The organism is Janthinobacterium sp. GW823-FHT01H08 (assembly GCF_058797855.1).
Genome location: NZ_CM179504.1, coordinates 1544916 through 1561211, shown reverse-complemented (window position 1 = coordinate 1561211; position 16296 = coordinate 1544916). Strand labels below are relative to the sequence as shown.

The window sequence follows — 16296 nt, the reverse complement described above, 5'->3', positions numbered from 1 at the left end:
ACAGCATCAGCGCTGGTAATTCTTGAAGAAATTCCAGCTGATCACGGTGGCGTCCGGGCCCAGCTCGTCGCTGAATGGCCAGCCGGGAGGACCGCCGCTCCACGCGTGGTTCATGCCCTCGATCGTGTACTTTTGCGCGATGACGGCGCCGTTGTGCAGGTAGGTGTCGATGGAATAGCTGCGGCCGTACGGCACCGTCTGGCGCACGATGCTGTCGGCACGGTAGCGCACGCTGTCATTGTCGAGGCCATCGTCGCCGTAATCGCTGGTCTGCAGGAATTGCTCGATGGTCTGTTCGCCGTTGACGGGATTGACGACGATGTCGGAAGTGCCGTGGAACACCATCGTCGGCATCAGCCGGCGCGGCGAACCGGAGCAGCGCCAGGCATCCTTGCCGCGCACTTTCGGGTCGAAGGAGCTGCCGTTGAACAGCGAATCAGCCGCCGTGACCAGGCCGGTGGCGCCCTTGTACATGCCGCCCGAATGCACCATCACGGCAGCGAACACGTCGGAATAACAGGCGGCCATGATGGACGCCATGGCGCCGCCGGCCGAGATGCCCGTCACGTACACGCGGCTGTCCTGCACCGCATATTTGCTCTTGACCTTGTTCAAGATACCCATCAGCACGGCCGGCTCGCCCGTGCCCCGCTCCTGGTTCAAGGGCAACATGAAGTTCCAGCAGCGCATGGGGTTGGCCGTGACGTTCTGGCGCGGATAGACGACGATGAAGTTTTCACTGTCGGCCAGCTGGTTGTAGCGGCTGACGGCAGCCATGCTGTTCGGTTCCGAACCGCAGCCGTGCAGCATCAGCACCACGGGCAGCGGCGTGTTCGGATTGTAATTGCTCGGCAGCCAGACCTGGTATTCGCGCGAGCCCCACAGGCTCGCGTACAGGCCGAAGTCCCACTGCCCGGCGGAAGCCGGCAGCGCGGCCAGCAAGCCGCAGGCGGCGATGAGTGCAGATAACAAGTGACGCAGTTGCTGATGCAGATGTGCCATGCCAGTCTCCTGATTATTATTCACGACGAAAACAGCGACAACGACCCGGCTTGACGCCCGTCAAGCCGGCACTTCCGACCCGCGAGGCCGGACCCAGCGGGTCCAGCCCCGGCAGTGAAGAACTCTAAAATTTGTAACCGGCCTTGGCGATGATCTGGCGCGGCGGTCCATAGAAACCGTCGAGGATGAACACGGCGGGAATGTTGTAGCCATCCGTGCGGTAGCGCTTGTTGCCCAGGTTGCTGCCATGCAAGCTGAAGGTCCAGTTCTTTGGCGCTTCCCACACGACGCCGGCCGTCCAGATGCTGTAGCCGCCCTGCGCCAGGGTTTCGCTCAAGTCCGTCGTCGGGTAGACCTTGCTGCGATAGCCATAGCCGACCATGCTGCGCAAGGCACCGCCGAACACGTCGCGGTCCGTGCGCGTCACGTTCAAGCCCACTTGCCGGGCTGGCGTATTGCTGAACTTTTGCGTATCCGCAATGTTCTTGCCGCCGCTCATGAACTCGTCATAGTTGGCATCAAGCAGGGCGAGAAAACCGTTGACTTCCCACTGGCGGTTCGGCCGCCACGAGAATTCGAACTCCGCGCCTTTCACGGTGCCCTTGCCCGCATTCGTGAAGTCGCCATAGAAGCCCGGCACGCCGCCCGGCTGCACATAGCTGGTGAAGACGGACAATTGAATATCCTTGTAGCGGTTGTAGAACAAGGCCACGTTGGCGTCGAAGGTGTCGTCGGGCGCCGCATACTTCATGCCCACCTCCAGCGCGTCGAGTTTTTCATCCTTGTAGGGCCGCGCGGAATCGGGCACCACCAGGTTGTTGGCGCGCACGTTGTAGCCGCCCGACTTGAAGCCGCGCGACAGGTTGCTGTAGAAATTCGTCGTCTTCGACGCTTCATAGCGCACGGAAATTTTCGGCGAGGTATTGCTGACGGACAAGGACTTGTCGAAGTCGGCCGCCGTCTGGATGGGCCGCGTGAAGCCCACATCGGCAAAAGCGCGGTTGAGCACGATGGCGCGCTTTTCCTCGCGCGTGTGGCGCAAGCCCGCATTGATGCTCCACACCTTGCCCAACGGCCAGGTCCAGTCCGTGTACAGCGCCGTGCTGTCCGTCTCCACCGTGCTGACGGCGGTCGTAAACTGGCGCCCCAGGAAGTTGTTGTAGATGCCGCCGCCGGCCGTGCCTTCGAAGCGGTACAGGCCGATCACGCCGGCGCCGTAGTCGCCGCTGTACGAGGCCTGCAATTCCAGGCTTTTCTGTTCGTCGCGCGAATCGCCGAACACGTCGGCAATCGGCTGCGGCAAGCCGTCGAAGTCGATGGTTTGCTCGGACGTGCTGCGCCGCTTGGCGCCGATCACTTTCACGGACCAGTCGTTCGACAAGGTGTAGTTGGCCACCAGCGAACCGCCCCGGTTGTGCGTGAAGTTGTTGCCCGGCATGCCGCTCTGGATATCGTACGCACTGGTGCTGGCGGGACGCTTGAGCGGGTCAAACGCGCTCACGCCCATGCGCTGGAAGCCGCGCACACCGGACTTATCGTCCGTGGCGTCCAGGCTCAGCACGACGGTGAGCGGTATGTCCTGCGGAAAGTAGCCGACGGACAGGCGCGCGGCCGTGCTGTCCTGGTCGCTGACCTGTTCGCCGTTAAAGGTGTTGCGGCCGAAACCGTCGCGGTCCAGCTTGGCAGCGGCCAGGCGCGCGCGCCAGGTGCCGCTCTCGTTGGCCAGGTTGAAGGCAGCCTTGAAGTTGCGCTGGTTGTAATTACCGATGCCCACTTCCGCCGAGGCACCGTTTTCCTTCGCCAGGGGGCGCGAAATGTACTTGATGGCGCCGCCGATGGTGTTCTTGCCGTATAAGGTGCCTTGCGGGCCGCGCAGCACTTCGATGCGCTGCACGTCGAACACGTCGAGCAGCGCGCCTTGCGGACGGGCCATGTAGACGTCGTCAAAATAAATGCCCACGCCCGGGTCCACGCCCCAGACGGGGTCGGCCTGGCCCACGCCGCGGATAAACGCGGTCAGGGTGGTATTCGTGCCGCGCGAAGCGTACACGGTCAGGTTCGGCACGCGCTCCTGCAAGTCGGCCAGGTTCTGGATATTCGCCCGTTCCAGGGCCTTGGCGGAAAACGCCGTGACGGCCAGCGGCACGTCCTGCAGCCGTTCTTCGCGGCGGCGGGCAGAGACCGTCACGGTTTCCATGCGTTCTTTTGCGTCGCTGGCTTCCTGGGCGCTGGCGGCAGTGGCCTGGGTGGCCTCCTGCGCCTGGGCCTGGGTGGCAAAGGCGCCGGCAACGGCGAGGGCGGCGGGCATCAATTTCAAAGCAAGTTTCATAGCGTCTCCAATGTCAGGCTTGCTTACCACCAGGGAAGACGGCCGGATATCAGGATCGCAAGACGTCACGGTACCCGCGCGCGTGAAGCGTGCACCTGCCCTGCGATGACTGTTTCCCGGCCCCTGCCCGTGCGGCGAGTGGCCTGTTTATTTTGAATGTGTGGCGAGGAAGGACTGCAACAAGGTATTCACACGCTGCGCCTGGTCCAGGGGCGTGGCATGGCGCGAGTTCGCGATGATCTCGATCTCGCACTGCTGAAACTGTGCGGCAAAGGCCCGCTTGCTGGCGACGGGCGTGTAATCCTGGTCGGCCGCCATGATGAAGACGGGCATGGCCAGGGCCTGGAAATGGATGTCGATATCCCAGTGGAAAATGGCATCGAGCGCGGCCAGGTAGGCACGCTTGTCCATGCCCGCCATCTGCGTGGCGAAGCGCTCGACCAACGCTTGCTGGGCCGGCTCGGGGAACAGTTTCTTGCCGATGATCTTGCCCATGGCTTTCAGGCCGAAGGTGGCGATCACCGTGCGCCGCAGCCAGTAGGCAAACAGCAGCGCTGCCGGCTTGCTGCCCTGAAATGGTTGAGAATTGATCAGGCACAAGCTGGCCACCCGGCCCGGGGCGCGGTTGGCCATTTCCAGGCCCACCATGCCGCCCAGGGAAAAGCCGACGATGTGCGCGCGCGGCACGTCGAGCTGGTCCATCAAATTGAAAAGGTCGTTGGCGAAGTCGCCGATCTGCCAGTCGCCGTTTGGCGCGGGACTGGCGCCATGGCCACGCAGGTCGGGCACGATCAGGCGAAAGCTGCTGCCGAGGGCATCGATCTGCGGACGCCAGTCTTCGGCGCAAGAACCGAGACCGTGCAACAGAAAAATAGGCTCTGACTGCGCAGGATCGCCCTGCTCCCTGCCCAGGTCGAGGTAATGCAATGGAACATCGGATGTCGTGTGACGCCGCATTCTGTCTCCTTGCTGTTGAACATGCTTTGTGTTCAGGTGCAGGAATATGTTTTCCTGCTGTTGGAAAACATAATACGGAATCCGAATTCCGATTTCAAGTTAAATCGCTAAATATCTTAGGTCAGGTAATTTAAAGCAACACGCACCAGCTCATCCTCGAGTGCCGCGCCCGACAAAAAGGACAGCGAACCCGTCAAGGTATGCTGGTTCAGGATGCCCAGCAGCACGGGCGGCACGACCATCATCGCCTGCGTGGGGTTCGGGTGGCGGATGCTGGACGACTTGCTGGCCAGCACGGCGACCGTGCGTTGCGAGATCAGATGATTGATCTGGTGCACCCTGTCGCGAAATTGCGCATCCTGCGACGCACGCGTGATCAAGGCCCGCAAGACGCCGCTGCGCCCGCCATTCACGGCCACGAACATGGCCACCATGGCGCGGATGAAGTCTTCCAGGCTGCGCCCTTCCCACTGGCGCAGTTCCGTCAGGGTCTCGACCTTTTCCACCATGTCGGAAAAAAAGCGCTGCAGCAGCAAGCGGCTCAGGGTGTCCTTGTCGCCCAATAAACGGTAAAAGGTACCGACCGAGGTTTCCGCCAACCGGGCCAGGTCGGCCACGCCGATTTCATCGAAACGGTTTTCCGCCAGCAACTGTTCGCCCACCAGCAGCAGGCGCTCGAACGCCTGCTTGCTGCGCGCCTGAGTGGGCTCCGGGGGAACGATCATCTGCGGGAAGGGCATCGGAAAGGAAGGCATGCGGCGTCGGCGTCTCTCGATAGTGGAACCGTGGTTCCGTTATGGGAGCACGTATTGTAACGCGGGAGACGGCCGATGGGGAGCGCCGCGTGGCGCCCTGGCGTGTGCTACCTGCCTTGCCACTCCATGTAGACGTCGGCGCGCTGGTAATGCGCGTCGCCGGCGGGCCGCGCCACATGGGTAAAACCGCTGCTTTCGTACAGGCGGATGGCGGGCGCCAGCTTGCTGTTCGACTCGAGGAACAGCAGCTTGGCGCCGCTGGCCTCGAAGGCGTCGAAGGCCCGTTCGATCAGCCGGCGCGCAATGCCCAGGCCCTGGCATTCGGGCGTGACGGCCATCTTCGACAGCTCGATGCTGTCTCCGCCGGCACGGATCAGGGCGCAGGTGCCGACGATCTTGCCGTCCAAACGCGCGAGGAAAATCTGCCCGCCATCGTCGAGGATCGAGCGTTGCGGATCGGACAGCACCTTGTCGTCGAGCGCCTCGACATAAAAGTAGCGTTCCAGCCAGGCGATATTCAGGCGCTTGAAGTCGGCCGCGTAATCGGCGTCGTAGTCGATGATTTCCACGGCCGCCCGCTCGCGCTGGCGCCGGCACGCGGCGATCGTCTCGCCGAAACCCTGCGCCTGCAAGCACGCTTCGGCCCGGTCCAGGCTGGCCATCAGCTGCGGCGTGCCTTGCTCGAATACCGTATCGACGGCGGCGCGCACGTCGTCCCACAGGGGCGCCATGTCGCGCAGCAAGGCTTGCCCCGCGTCGGACAGCGCCAGCAGGCGGCGCCGCTCGTCCTTGGCATCCGGCAGCTCCGCCACCACGCCGGCATCGAGCAGCTTGCGTCCCAGCTGCACCACCACCGGATGTGTCTGCCCGATCTGCGCGGCCAGGGCCGTGATCGCCGTGGGGCCATTGTCGCGCAGCAGCAATAACAAGGGAAAACAACGCGACGTCAGCTCGACGCCGGCCGCCAGATAGCTGGTATCAACGCCCGCATACAATTGATCGGAAAGACGGCGCAGGCGGCTGGCCAGCATCAGCGAGCCATAGGTTTGCAGGTTGGAGGACATGTTAGCAGAATATAGGTAAGTAGTTACGTATACCCTAACGTAAACGGGCTTTCGGCGTCAAGCGTCGGCGTTTGTTGATCGCTTGTTCATCGCTTATTCATCATCATCGTCATCGGCCAGCGCCGCCTGCAGCCTGGACTGGAACACGTTCTCGACCACCGCCCCCAGTCCCGGCCACACCTGCGTCAGCCAGCGCTTGCCCTCCTCGCTCACCTCCACGTACGGCGCGTCGCGCGTCGCGCAGGCCCGGCCAATCGCGATGACTTGCCCCGCATCGTCCAGGCCGCCCGCGATCATGGCATCGATGGGGAATACGATCAGCCCGGCGCTCAGATGCGGACGCAGCAGGCAGGCTGGCGCGATGATGGCAAACGATGCTTCCACGTAACTCCAGCAATTGGTGGGCCAGTGGGCAGCCTTGACGGCCTCGAGGAAGGCCGCGTCGCTGATCGTTTCAGGATGGGCCTGCGCCTGCGCATACAAGGCGGCAAGGGCGACGAGTTGGGGCGGGGAAGTCCAGGTGGGCATCAATCATGATCCAGGCAAAGCCGCACCAGGCTGGCGGCAAAGGCGGACTGTAGCATGTTCAATCAGCACGCTGAAACACCAATGGTCGGGGCATAATCATGGCCGACGCCACTCTCGCCAGCCACAGCCATGCCAACTGCCTTTGAACTCTGGAAAGCCGAATTACTAATTGTGGGCAACATTATCCAGGATGACGATACCTCCACACCGTCCGATGAAGCGCAGCGGCGCTTCCAGCGCTACTGCGCCATGCTCGATGCGCTGACGGGCAAGGAAGGCGCGCACTACGCGCTGGCGATTGTGCAATCCGTGCAGGCCGAGCACGATTACGGCGCCTACCAGACGGCCAACCGCGCCGCCTGGCGTTTCGGCGAGACGGCGTATTGCACCGCCCTGCTGCACGAACTGCCGCGCCTGATCGCCACCCTGCCCGACTGGGCCGGTGACTTTCTCGTCGGTATCGCCAACGGCGCCGGCACGCCCAACGCCTCGGCCATCACCTGCTTCAACACCCTGCTGGCCGCCGCGCCGCCCGCGCAGCAAGCGCTGATCGCGGCATTTATTGCCACGGAAGAAGACGATGGCTGGTTTGAGCATTGCCCGGGCGTGCTGGGCGCCGCTGCAGGCGAGCACTACGCGGGCGTGATGCCTGGCCAGGACGGTGCCGCCGGCTACCAGTTGTTCCTGCTGCCCGGCGAGGCCGATGCCCTGCCCTGGCAAGCCGCGCTGGACTGGGCCGCGGCGCGCGGCGCCTGCCTGCCGACGCGCAGCGAACTGGCCTTGCTGCACGCCAACCTGGGCCACGCCTTCCCGGATGCCTGGTACTGGTCGTCGGAAGCGGACGCCATCCTGCCCCGCATGGCGTGGAGCCACGATTTCGACAACGGCACCCAGTACAACTATCGCAAGACTTATTCAGGCCGCGCCTGCGCCGTGCGCCGGGTCACATTGGCGCCATCGGCCGACGCGCCCATCGCCCTGCAGCCGGGCGAACGCTATGCCGGCCTGATCCTCGGCTGGGATGGCGCGCCCGATTACCACCTGGTGCTGCTGCCGGACGAGTACGAGCAGGAGAACCATTCCTGGCAAGCCGCATCCAACTGGGCTGCCAGCCTGGGCCACAGCCTGCCGGATCGGCGCGAGCAGACCTTGCTGTATGCGACATTGAAAGAGGTGTTCCGGCCGAACTGGCACTGGTCAAGCGAGCCTGGCGACATCGAGGACGAAGCCTGGTGCAAGGATTTCGACACGGGCGTCGCCTACCAGAACGCGCGCGCGTTTGACGGCTACGCGCGCTGCGTGCGCCGGGTGCTTGCTTAGTGCTTGTATAGTGCGCGTTTGCTCAGGCGAGCGTTCCCCAATCATCAAGGAAACCCATGCTGTTATCACTCGACGATCCCATCTGGCCCACCCTGGAAGGCGGCTACCGCATGCCCTACGACGTGGCCGGGGCGCTCAAGGCCATGCAGGCAGGCGAGGACGTCTGGCATGAGCTGTGGGAAGAGCTGCACCACCAGGGCGACGTGGGCGTCGCCTCGTATGCGGCCGTGCCCCAGCTCGTCCACCTGCTGGGCAACGCACCGTCCCGCGCGGAAGATTTCTATGCGCTCATCACCCTGATCGAGCTGGAACGCCACCGCAAGCACAATCCGCCGCTGCCGGACTGGCTGGCCGCCAGCTATCAGGCGGCCTGGGCGCAGTTGCCCGCCATCGCCGCGCGCGACCTGCAGGGCCAGCTGGACCCCGTCATGCTGGAATCCGTGTTCGCCGTGCTGGCCCTGGCCAAGGGCAACTTGCGGCTGGGCGCCCTGCTGCTGCACATGGACTCGTCCGAAGCGGACGAGTGGCTGGAAGAGCGTCTCGGCTGGTCCGAAGTCTACGGCGACGATGCCTAGCGGCTAAAAACGCTCGTCGCGCAGCGCCGGCAGCACCAGTTCGCGCACGAACGAGGCACTCGACAGGTTCAGCAGCATGCGCACGACGGCGACGACGTCATGCACGGGGATCAGCTCGCCTTCGCCCCGCGCGGCGGCGTCCGCCAGCGGCACGGACAAGCCATCGTAGGTATTCAGATAGCCGAGCTGCAGCGCCGTCACGGCCAGTCCCTGTGCACGGAAACCTTCGCGCAAGGCATCGGCGATGCCGTTCAGGGCGAATTTCGAGGCGCTGAACGTCACTTCCGGGCGGCCGCTCTGGCGCAAGCCTGACGTCGATCCCGTGAGGATCAGCTGCGGCTTGCTGCTGGGCAGCAAGCGCGGCACCAGCCGCTTGAGCAGCAATATCGTTGACGTGATGTTGGTATTGACCATGTCGACGATAGTATCGTCCGCATCGCCGAGGAAAGCGTAGTCATCGCTGAAGGCTTTTTCTTCCCACACGCCCAGGTTATAGATCACCGCGTCCAACACAGCGGGCGCTTCGCGGGCGATGCGTTCGACGGCCTCCGCGGGTGCGGCCAGGTCCGCCGCGATCCATTGCAGCCGCGTGCCCTGGCCGGCAGGCAAGTCGGCGGGTTGCTGGCGCGATACGCCAATGACGGCGTGGCCGTCAGCAAGCAAACCGTCCACCAGTGCGCGTCCCAGGCCCCGGCTGGCGCCCACGATCATGATATGCATACTGTGTCCTTTCCAATGAAGTCAACGCCGATGATAGCGGCGTTGTATTAAGCACAGCTGAGGCTGGTCCCCGTACGCCCCGCGTTTACTCACGCGGCGGAAATGCGTATGCTAGATCTGGCAATCTCCGATAACACACAAGAACGAGACACATGCCTACTTCCAACACCGCCGCCATCCACGCCGCAAGCCGTCCCCTCACCAAACAAGACTACAAAACCCTGTCGCTGGCCGCCCTCGGCGGCGCGCTGGAATTTTACGATTTCATCATCTTCGTCTTCTTTGCCAACGCCATCGGCCAGTTGTTCTTCCCGCCGGAAATGCCAGAATGGCTGCGCTTGCTGCAAACCTTCGGCATCTTCGCCGCCGGCTACGTCGTGCGTCCGCTGGGCGGCATCGTCATGGCCCACTTCGGCGACTTGCTCGGCCGCAAGCGCATGTTCACCTTGTCCATCCTGATGATGGCCGTGCCGACCCTGCTGATCGGCCTGCTGCCGACCTACGCCAGCATCGGCCTGGCCGCGCCGCTGCTGCTGCTCCTGATGCGCATCTTCCAGGGCGCGGCCGTGGGCGGCGAAGTGCCGGGCGCCTGGGTGTTTGTCTCGGAACACGTGCCGAGCCGCTACACGGGCTTTGCCTGCGGCGTGCTGACGGCCGGCCTGACGGTGGGCATCCTGCTCGGCTCGCTCGTCGCGACGGGATTGAATACCGTCTACACGCCGGCAGAAATCGCCGAGGGCGCCTGGCGCTATCCGTTCTTGCTGGGCGGCATCTTCGGCTTCGGCGCCATGTATTTGCGCCGCTGGCTGCATGAAACCCCTGTTTTTGCGGAAATGCAGCAGCGCAAGGCGCTGGCCACGGAAATGCCCCTGAAATCCGTGCTGCGCAGCCACCGCGGCGCCGTCGCCGTGTCGATGCTGCTGACGTGGATGCTGTCGGCCGGCATCGTCGTCGTCATCTTGATGACGCCTGCCCTGCTGCAAAAGATCCACCACATCGCCCCGCGCACCACCCTGGTCGCCAATACCGTGGCCACCCTGTGCCTGGCCTTCGGCTGCATCATCGCCGGCATGCTGGCCGACCGCCTGGGCGGCAAGCGCGTGATCTTCACCGGTTCCGTGCTGCTGGCCATCAGTACCTATATCTTCTACACCACCGTCGGCAGCCGCCCCGACCTGCTGCTGCCCCTGTACGCGATGACGGGCCTGTTCGTCGGCGTCGTCGGCGCCGTGCCCTACGTGCTGGTGCAGGCGTTCCCGGCCCAGGTGCGCTTCTCGGGACTGTCGTTTTCCTACAACTTGTCGTATGCGATTTTCGGCGGCCTGACGCCCGTGGTCGTGACCCTGATGCTGAAGAACAATGTACTGGGTCCCGCCTATTACGTGATCGGCGTGTGCGTGATCGGCATGTTGACGGCGCTGTTCATCAAGGATCAGCGGCAGACCGTGGGACGCTAAATCAACCGCCAGCGGCCAAGGCCACCTTCGGGTGGCTTTTTTTTCGCCCAGATTTTGTCGCGCTGCACCAAATTCTGAAAAGACGTTTCACATCGCGGAATTCCGAACAGCAGACTCAGCAATAAATCCTCTCACTTTTTGAAAATTCATTTCACATCATGAAAAATAATAATTAAGCCGTTGAAAAACAAAGACTTAATTTAAGTTATATGTCTTATATAAGACTTGAAGATCGGCGCGAATCGGCCTACTATTTAGTCATGCAGTTTGCTTCGACAAGACGTTGTGGCGCACTCGGCGATTTTCTCAAACATAGCTTTTCTTTTTAGGAGATTCACATGTCCCAATATCAAGACGACATCAAAGCTGTTGCTGGTTTGAAAGACCAACAAGGCAGCGCATGGAACGCCATCAATCCCGAGTCCGCCGCCCGCATGCGCGCCCAGAACAAGTTCAAGACCGGCCTGGACATCGCCAAGTACACGGCGAAGATCATGCGCAACGACATGGCTGCCTACGATGCGGACCCATCCAAGTACACCCAGTCGCTCGGTTGCTGGCACGGTTTCATCGGTCAACAGAAGATGATCTCGATCAAGAAACACTTCAACAGCACCGACCGCCGCTACCTCTACCTGTCCGGCTGGATGGTCGCCGCCCTGCGCTCCGAGTTCGGCCCGCTGCCAGACCAGTCGATGCATGAAAAAACCGCCGTCACCAGCTTGATCCGCGAACTCTACACCTTCCTGCGCCAGGCCGATGCCCGCGAACTGGGCGGCCTGTTCCGCCAGCTGGATGCGGCCCAAGGTGCTGAAAAGCAAGCGATCCAGGCCAAGATCGACGGCCATGTCACCCACGTCGTGCCCATCATCGCCGACATCGACGCCGGTTTCGGCAATGCCGAAGCCACCTATTTGCTGGCGAAACAATTCATCGAAGCGGGCGCCTGCTGCATCCAGATCGAAAACCAGGTGTCCGACGAGAAACAATGCGGCCACCAGGACGGTAAAGTCACGGTACCGCACGAAGACTTCCTGGCCAAGATCCGCGCCATCCGCTACGCCTTCCTGGAACTGGGCGTGGACGACGGCATCATCGTCGCCCGCACCGACTCGCTGGGCGCCGGCTTGACCAAGCAGATCGCCGTGACGACTGAACCAGGCGACCTGGGCGACCAATACAACTCCTTCCTCGACTGCGAAGAAGTGTCGGCCGACGCGCTGGGCAATGGCGACGTCATCATCAAGCGCGAAGGCAAGCTGCTGCGTCCAAAACGCCTGCCGAGCAACCTGTTCCAGTTCCGCGCCGGTTCCGGCGAAGAGCGTTGCGTGCTCGATTGCATCACCTCGCTGCAAAACGGCGCCGACCTGCTGTGGATCGAAACGGAAAAACCGCATATCGCACAAATCGGCGGCATGGTCAGCGAAATCCGCAAGGTCATCCCGAACGCCAAGCTGGTGTACAACAACAGCCCGTCGTTCAACTGGACCCTGAACTTCCGCCAGCAAATCTTCGATGGCATGAAAGCCGCAGGCAAGGACGTGTCCGCCTACGACCGTGCCCAGCTGATGAGCGTGGAATACGACCAGACGGAACTGGCAGTCCAGGCCGACGAGAAGATCCGCACCTTCCAGGCCGACTCGGCTCGCGAAGCCGGCATCTTCCACCACCTGATCACCCTGCCGACCTACCACACGGCCGCCTTGTCGACCGACAACCTGGCCAAGGAATACTTCGGCGACCAGGGCATGCTGGGCTACGTAGCCGGCGTGCAGCGCAAGGAAATCCGCCAGGGCATCGCCTGCGTGAAACATCAAAACATGTCCGGCTCGGACATCGGCGACGATCACAAGGATTACTTCAGCGGCGAAGCGGCGCTCAAGGCGGCTGGTAAAGACAACACCATGAACCAGTTCTGAGCTTTTGGCTTGACTGTAGAGTGACAAGGCCCGCTTCGGCGGGCTTTTTTGCGTCTGGCCCGCCGGCGGGCGGCAGTTGCGTAGGTCGGCTTAGCGGAACGCGTAAGCCGACATGCACAGGCGCAGGCACTGATTGCAACGGCCTGCGATTCACCCGGCAGTACCGCTGATACCAACTCACTTACCGGCAATCGATATCGATCTCGTTCTGCCCGGCCTTGCGGCCTTTCCTGTAGGTGAACTCGCACAGGCTGACACTGTCGTCCATCCTCCGCGACAGCGTGACTTCACCATGCACGCCATAGCTGCATTGCAGCCACTTGCCGTCTGGGTAGGGGCCTTCCAGCCGGTAGCTGAGCGTCGTTCTCCCTTGCTTTGTGCGCTCCCCGCTGGGCACGAGCTGCCCCCTGCGCGCCGGCACGCCGTCAATCGGCGCTGCGGCGCTCAGGTAGAGGGGGCCGCCGATATACGGCGTCCAGCCGGCCGGCACGGCGTTCAGGCTGATCGACGCCTCGGGCACGCTGTCCGGGCAGGCATGAGCGGCGGGCATCGCAGCCTGCGCGAACACAGGGAATAGGCAGCAGGCGGCGCCGGTCAACAAACGTCGATGTTGCATCGATGCTCCCTTATTCGATGACGAAAAAAGCATCGGATTGTTGCTGGGGTCGATATGCAAGCCATTCTTGTACTGGCCTTTGGCAAGCAAGGTGCGCGACGTCACGATGCCCGGGCGCTTGCCCGCCCACTGGTCCATGACGAGGATACCGTCCAGCGTCTGTCCCATATACAGGGCCGCGTGATTGCCTTGTTGATGATTCGCATGCTTGCCGTTGACGAATATGGCAATGGCCGTGCCCTTGCGCAGCAAACGATTTCCCAGCACTGCCTCGCCCTGCTTCCAGGCCAATGTGGCAGGCGCACCCGCGTAGTGGCGGACCAGCGCGACGCATTGGTGGTTGCCAACCATGGTGGTTTTTTCCAGATCGTCGACTTTGGTGTAGGCATAGGGCACGGGACTCTCCGGGGGGGGGGGGGGCGGGGAGAGGCTTACGATACATGCGGGAAACTGTGCGGGGTTTGAGATGGGATAAGGTTTGCGGGGGAATCACAGTGGTGACAGCGTCCGTGAATTACGCATCCCGCGTCGCTGTGCAGTACATGGGTTGTACAGGACTTCGGTAAGCCGCATATCGTCGACAAAACAGATTATGTATTTGCGCGTACCTTGCTCCCGAAGATATGGCTGTAGTGTCACGCTCGAGCAGACTCAGCACGACATGCTTATGGCCGGGACTTTAACATAACAAAATAGTCAGGTGACTCTTCAGGATCACATTGTGCCAACCGCCTCTTTTCCGCCGGCTTGCGAGCTGGTTCACAACTTGGATCATAAAGCTGACCCGGCCCCAGCACCTGCGCCCATAATTCCTTCTTTCTTTCAGAAATCTGCGTACCAAAAAGCTGTGCGGCTTGTTGATAATTAAGGTGAATATCAACGTCTCGAATCTGATCATCTATCACTGGGCGTGCAATCACCCTGATTTCCTCATTTGTGGCTGGATTGATAATCCTCAGCCTTTTCCATGCATAGTCTGCACCTATTGGTACATTGACATAAAACCGACGTGGCTGATCTGGACCTATTTTGGGAACGCCTGCCCATAGCTTGAGGCCCAGACGTTCAAAGGGAGCCTCCGTTCGCTCCGCCCGTCTCCGTAGTTCGGCGACAGATGGAGCTGCGTCAATTTTTTCCTGCATTTTCTGCGTTCTCTCAAGTATCCCCAACTTCAACTCATTCTTGTCAAGTTTTACTAGCTCGCTCAGGGCACGAGGCAAATCAGTATCAGAAATAGGATATATCTGATGTCTCTTCAGTGCAGCCACTGCCTCTAGCTTTTGCTGCCCCTCCAGCAGATCCTTGATAGATTGTTCCGCTGGTAATTGATAAATGGCGAAAGCTGACAAAGCAAGCATTCCAAACGCCACCACCATGAACGCAGCAAATGCCAGTTTGAGTTTAAGTGCCCTTCCGTGCAGAAGCTGTGTAGCAATCTCAAATCGCCGCGCCAGAGGTAATTTGTCCACATTGACACGAAGCACCTCCAGCACGCCTTCGAGCAATATGCGCCTGTCAGATTCTTTGGCGCTATTGATTAGTACCTCAGTACGTTTAAGCTGGGTGACATAAACCCATGCCACAACGGCAGCAAGGAATGCTACGAGCGTCAGAGGCGAACTCACATAGGTTATCGCTTTCCATACATCCATGGCTGCACCCGTTCCTTGTTGTTATGTGTTCGAACCTCGGCATCATCAACGATGACATCAAGAAGGCCCTCCCACATCACAAACAGGGATAGATCACCGACGTCTACCCCACATAACTAAAATAGAATTCTTCTTGCAAATAAGGGAAATGGCAATGAGTACTGCTACGTGGGCGCAGCACAATTCATACACTGAAAGGTATGCTCAACACCCGCGGCAAGGTATGTGATAGGTCAATAGAAACGGACTTACCTAATTCAACAACCCATGCTTCATGCGGCCTGGACCGATGTTGCAGAGAGCAGCACCTCTCCTCCGAGCTGCCGAGTTCGACCAATATTGCATGAGAAAACAGGCATGAATATCCCCGCTGTCATTTTTAAAGATGCTGCCAGCGTGTACGCATCGTCCAAGCGCGTGCCTGCCCGATCTCAATGATGGGAGGCAGCCGATTGATGTCAGTGCTTCAACTGCCGCCAACAGAACGCGCCGCAAAGTATCGTGCCGGGGAGTCGCCGAAGGAACGGCGAAACATGGCGATGAAGTTGCTCGGTGAGGCATAGCCCAGCGTGTCGGCAACATGCGTGACCGAGTCTCCACGCGCCAGCATTTCCAGGGCGTGCGTGAGTTGTGCCTGCTGGCGCCATTGGGCAAAGCTCAGGCCTGTTTCAGCCTGCATCTGACGGCGCAGCGTTCGAGCCGACATCGCGCCCCAATCTGCCCAAGCTTCCAATGTTCGAATCGAACCGGGATCGTCCAGGATCGCCCGAGCGATGCGCTCCAGCCGAGCATTTGTCGGCATTGGCAAGTGCAGCGACTCATGCGGCGCGCGACGGATTTCGTCAAGGATGACGGTAACGATGTGCTCTTGGTCCAGTGCCAGCTGAGCGGACTGGTCCCATTCGGCGGCCCGGCGCACCAATGCGCGCAACACCTCGGTGATGCCGATCACGCAAGGCTGGCTCGGCAAGCACGCACTGGATTTCGGCGTGATGAACACGCTCCAGCCGGCAAGAGCACCGCTGACACGTACTTGATGCGGTACCCCTGGGGGCATCCAGCCGGCCCGGTTCGGCGGGAGCAACCACGACCCGTGAGCTGTCCGCACATGGATGAGCCCGGCTTCTACGCAGAACACCTGCCCTCGATGATGGTGATGCAAACCGTACTCGCGTGTTCCGAGGCGGTACTCGCTGGCCTGATCGTCATTCCCCAACAAGGCGATCAGACGAGGGCCATCCGACCACTCGCTGAAGTCGTCTTCCGGTTGCTCATGCTCAGGATTCAGTTTGGCCATTTATCACCATTTTAAGTCCATTTACCGTTATATGACTTTTCATGCTGTTCAGCATACTTGGCTCCTACCAAACTTTTAGGCGGCAGTCGCCGCCGTCATCGTGCT

The 16296-nt window shown here is 61.2% G+C and carries 14 protein-coding genes; 4 read left to right on the top strand and 10 right to left on the bottom strand.

Annotated features, from left to right (window positions below; all coding sequences use genetic code 11):
* Positions 1-6 precede the first annotated feature (6 nt).
* From AC3RCG_RS06895 to AC3RCG_RS06870, 6 genes are all read right to left on the bottom strand, one after another.
* Complete coding sequence (locus AC3RCG_RS06895) at positions 7-1002, bottom strand: extracellular catalytic domain type 1 short-chain-length polyhydroxyalkanoate depolymerase (RefSeq protein WP_409027090.1); 996 nt, start codon at positions 1000-1002, stop codon at positions 7-9.
* Between the two features lie 124 nt (positions 1003-1126).
* Positions 1127-3331, bottom strand: coding sequence for a TonB-dependent receptor (locus AC3RCG_RS06890; protein ID WP_492405269.1), 2205 nt, complete (start codon positions 3329-3331; stop codon positions 1127-1129).
* A 147-nt stretch (positions 3332-3478) separates the two neighbouring features.
* Positions 3479-4288: an alpha/beta fold hydrolase gene (locus AC3RCG_RS06885; protein ID WP_083287264.1), complete on the bottom strand. Its 810-nt coding sequence runs from the start codon at positions 4286-4288 to the stop codon at positions 3479-3481.
* Between the two features lie 116 nt (positions 4289-4404).
* Positions 4405-5043: a TetR/AcrR family transcriptional regulator gene (locus tag AC3RCG_RS06880; RefSeq protein WP_205704526.1), complete on the bottom strand. Its 639-nt coding sequence runs from the start codon at positions 5041-5043 to the stop codon at positions 4405-4407.
* A 107-nt stretch (positions 5044-5150) separates the two neighbouring features.
* Positions 5151-6107: a bifunctional helix-turn-helix transcriptional regulator/GNAT family N-acetyltransferase gene (locus AC3RCG_RS06875; RefSeq protein ID WP_070291192.1), complete on the bottom strand. Its 957-nt coding sequence runs from the start codon at positions 6105-6107 to the stop codon at positions 5151-5153.
* A 93-nt stretch (positions 6108-6200) separates the two neighbouring features.
* Positions 6201-6635: a hypothetical protein gene (locus AC3RCG_RS06870; protein ID WP_139143109.1), complete on the bottom strand. Its 435-nt coding sequence runs from the start codon at positions 6633-6635 to the stop codon at positions 6201-6203.
* A gap of 129 nt (positions 6636-6764) precedes the next feature.
* On the opposite strand from AC3RCG_RS06870, the gene AC3RCG_RS06865 reads away from it, so the two are divergent.
* Positions 6765-7955 carry an Lcl C-terminal domain-containing protein gene (locus AC3RCG_RS06865; protein WP_139143108.1) on the top strand — a complete coding sequence of 397 codons (1191 nt, stop codon included), beginning with the start codon at positions 6765-6767 and terminating at the stop codon, positions 7953-7955.
* Positions 7956-8011: 56 nt separating this feature from the next.
* Complete coding sequence (locus AC3RCG_RS06860; protein WP_070291190.1) at positions 8012-8530, top strand: hypothetical protein; 519 nt, start codon at positions 8012-8014, stop codon at positions 8528-8530.
* A 3-nt stretch (positions 8531-8533) separates the two neighbouring features.
* Here the strand turns inward: AC3RCG_RS06860 and AC3RCG_RS06855 are convergent, their stop codons facing one another.
* Positions 8534-9250, bottom strand: a complete 717-nt coding sequence (locus AC3RCG_RS06855) for an SDR family oxidoreductase (RefSeq protein WP_492405273.1) — start codon at positions 9248-9250, stop codon at positions 8534-8536.
* A 152-nt stretch (positions 9251-9402) separates the two neighbouring features.
* On the opposite strand from AC3RCG_RS06855, the gene AC3RCG_RS06850 reads away from it, so the two are divergent.
* Complete coding sequence (locus tag AC3RCG_RS06850; protein ID WP_492405275.1) at positions 9403-10707, top strand: MFS transporter; 1305 nt, start codon at positions 9403-9405, stop codon at positions 10705-10707.
* 338 nt (positions 10708-11045) lie between these two features.
* Positions 11046-12626: an isocitrate lyase gene (locus tag AC3RCG_RS06845; protein WP_492405277.1), complete on the top strand. Its 1581-nt coding sequence runs from the start codon at positions 11046-11048 to the stop codon at positions 12624-12626.
* Positions 12627-12807: 181 nt separating this feature from the next.
* Here the strand turns inward: AC3RCG_RS06845 and AC3RCG_RS06840 are convergent, their stop codons facing one another.
* From AC3RCG_RS06840 to AC3RCG_RS06830, 3 genes are all read right to left on the bottom strand, one after another.
* The gene (locus AC3RCG_RS06840) at positions 12808-13638 is read right to left on the bottom strand and encodes a BPSL0067 family protein (protein WP_492405279.1); all 831 of its coding nucleotides are present in this window, start codon (positions 13636-13638) and stop codon (positions 12808-12810) included.
* Positions 13639-13907: 269 nt separating this feature from the next.
* Positions 13908-14894 (bottom strand): hypothetical protein, encoded by a 987-nt coding sequence (locus tag AC3RCG_RS06835; RefSeq protein ID WP_070291185.1) that lies wholly within the window; start codon positions 14892-14894, stop codon positions 13908-13910.
* A gap of 466 nt (positions 14895-15360) precedes the next feature.
* A complete protein-coding gene (locus tag AC3RCG_RS06830) occupies positions 15361-16191 on the bottom strand; it encodes an AraC family transcriptional regulator (RefSeq protein WP_492405281.1) in 831 nt (276 codons plus the stop codon).
* Between the last annotated feature and the right edge of the window lie 105 nt (positions 16192-16296).

Excerpts from the sequence above, each read along its gene's own strand:
- AC3RCG_RS06880 (WP_205704526.1), bottom strand. The coding sequence starts at position 5,043 with ATGCCTTCCTTTCCGATGCCCTTCCCGCAGATGATCGTTCCCCCGGAG.
- AC3RCG_RS06865 (WP_139143108.1), top strand. The coding sequence starts at position 6,765 with ATGCCAACTGCCTTTGAACTCTGGAAAGCCGAATTACTAATTGTGGGC.
- AC3RCG_RS06895 (WP_409027090.1), bottom strand. The coding sequence starts at position 1,002 with ATGGCACATCTGCATCAGCAACTGCGTCACTTGTTATCTGCACTCATC.
- AC3RCG_RS06885 (WP_083287264.1), bottom strand. The coding sequence starts at position 4,288 with ATGCGGCGTCACACGACATCCGATGTTCCATTGCATTACCTCGACCTG.
- AC3RCG_RS06855 (WP_492405273.1), bottom strand. The coding sequence starts at position 9,250 with ATGCATATCATGATCGTGGGCGCCAGCCGGGGCCTGGGACGCGCACTG.
- AC3RCG_RS06890 (WP_492405269.1), bottom strand. The coding sequence starts at position 3,331 with ATGAAACTTGCTTTGAAATTGATGCCCGCCGCCCTCGCCGTTGCCGGC.
- AC3RCG_RS06850 (WP_492405275.1), top strand. The coding sequence starts at position 9,403 with ATGCCTACTTCCAACACCGCCGCCATCCACGCCGCAAGCCGTCCCCTC.
- AC3RCG_RS06860 (WP_070291190.1), top strand. The coding sequence starts at position 8,012 with ATGCTGTTATCACTCGACGATCCCATCTGGCCCACCCTGGAAGGCGGC.
- AC3RCG_RS06830 (WP_492405281.1), bottom strand. The coding sequence starts at position 16,191 with ATGGCCAAACTGAATCCTGAGCATGAGCAACCGGAAGACGACTTCAGC.
- AC3RCG_RS06875 (WP_070291192.1), bottom strand. The coding sequence starts at position 6,107 with ATGTCCTCCAACCTGCAAACCTATGGCTCGCTGATGCTGGCCAGCCGC.
- AC3RCG_RS06835 (WP_070291185.1), bottom strand. The coding sequence starts at position 14,894 with ATGGATGTATGGAAAGCGATAACCTATGTGAGTTCGCCTCTGACGCTC.
- AC3RCG_RS06870 (WP_139143109.1), bottom strand. The coding sequence starts at position 6,635 with ATGCCCACCTGGACTTCCCCGCCCCAACTCGTCGCCCTTGCCGCCTTG.
- AC3RCG_RS06845 (WP_492405277.1), top strand. The coding sequence starts at position 11,046 with ATGTCCCAATATCAAGACGACATCAAAGCTGTTGCTGGTTTGAAAGAC.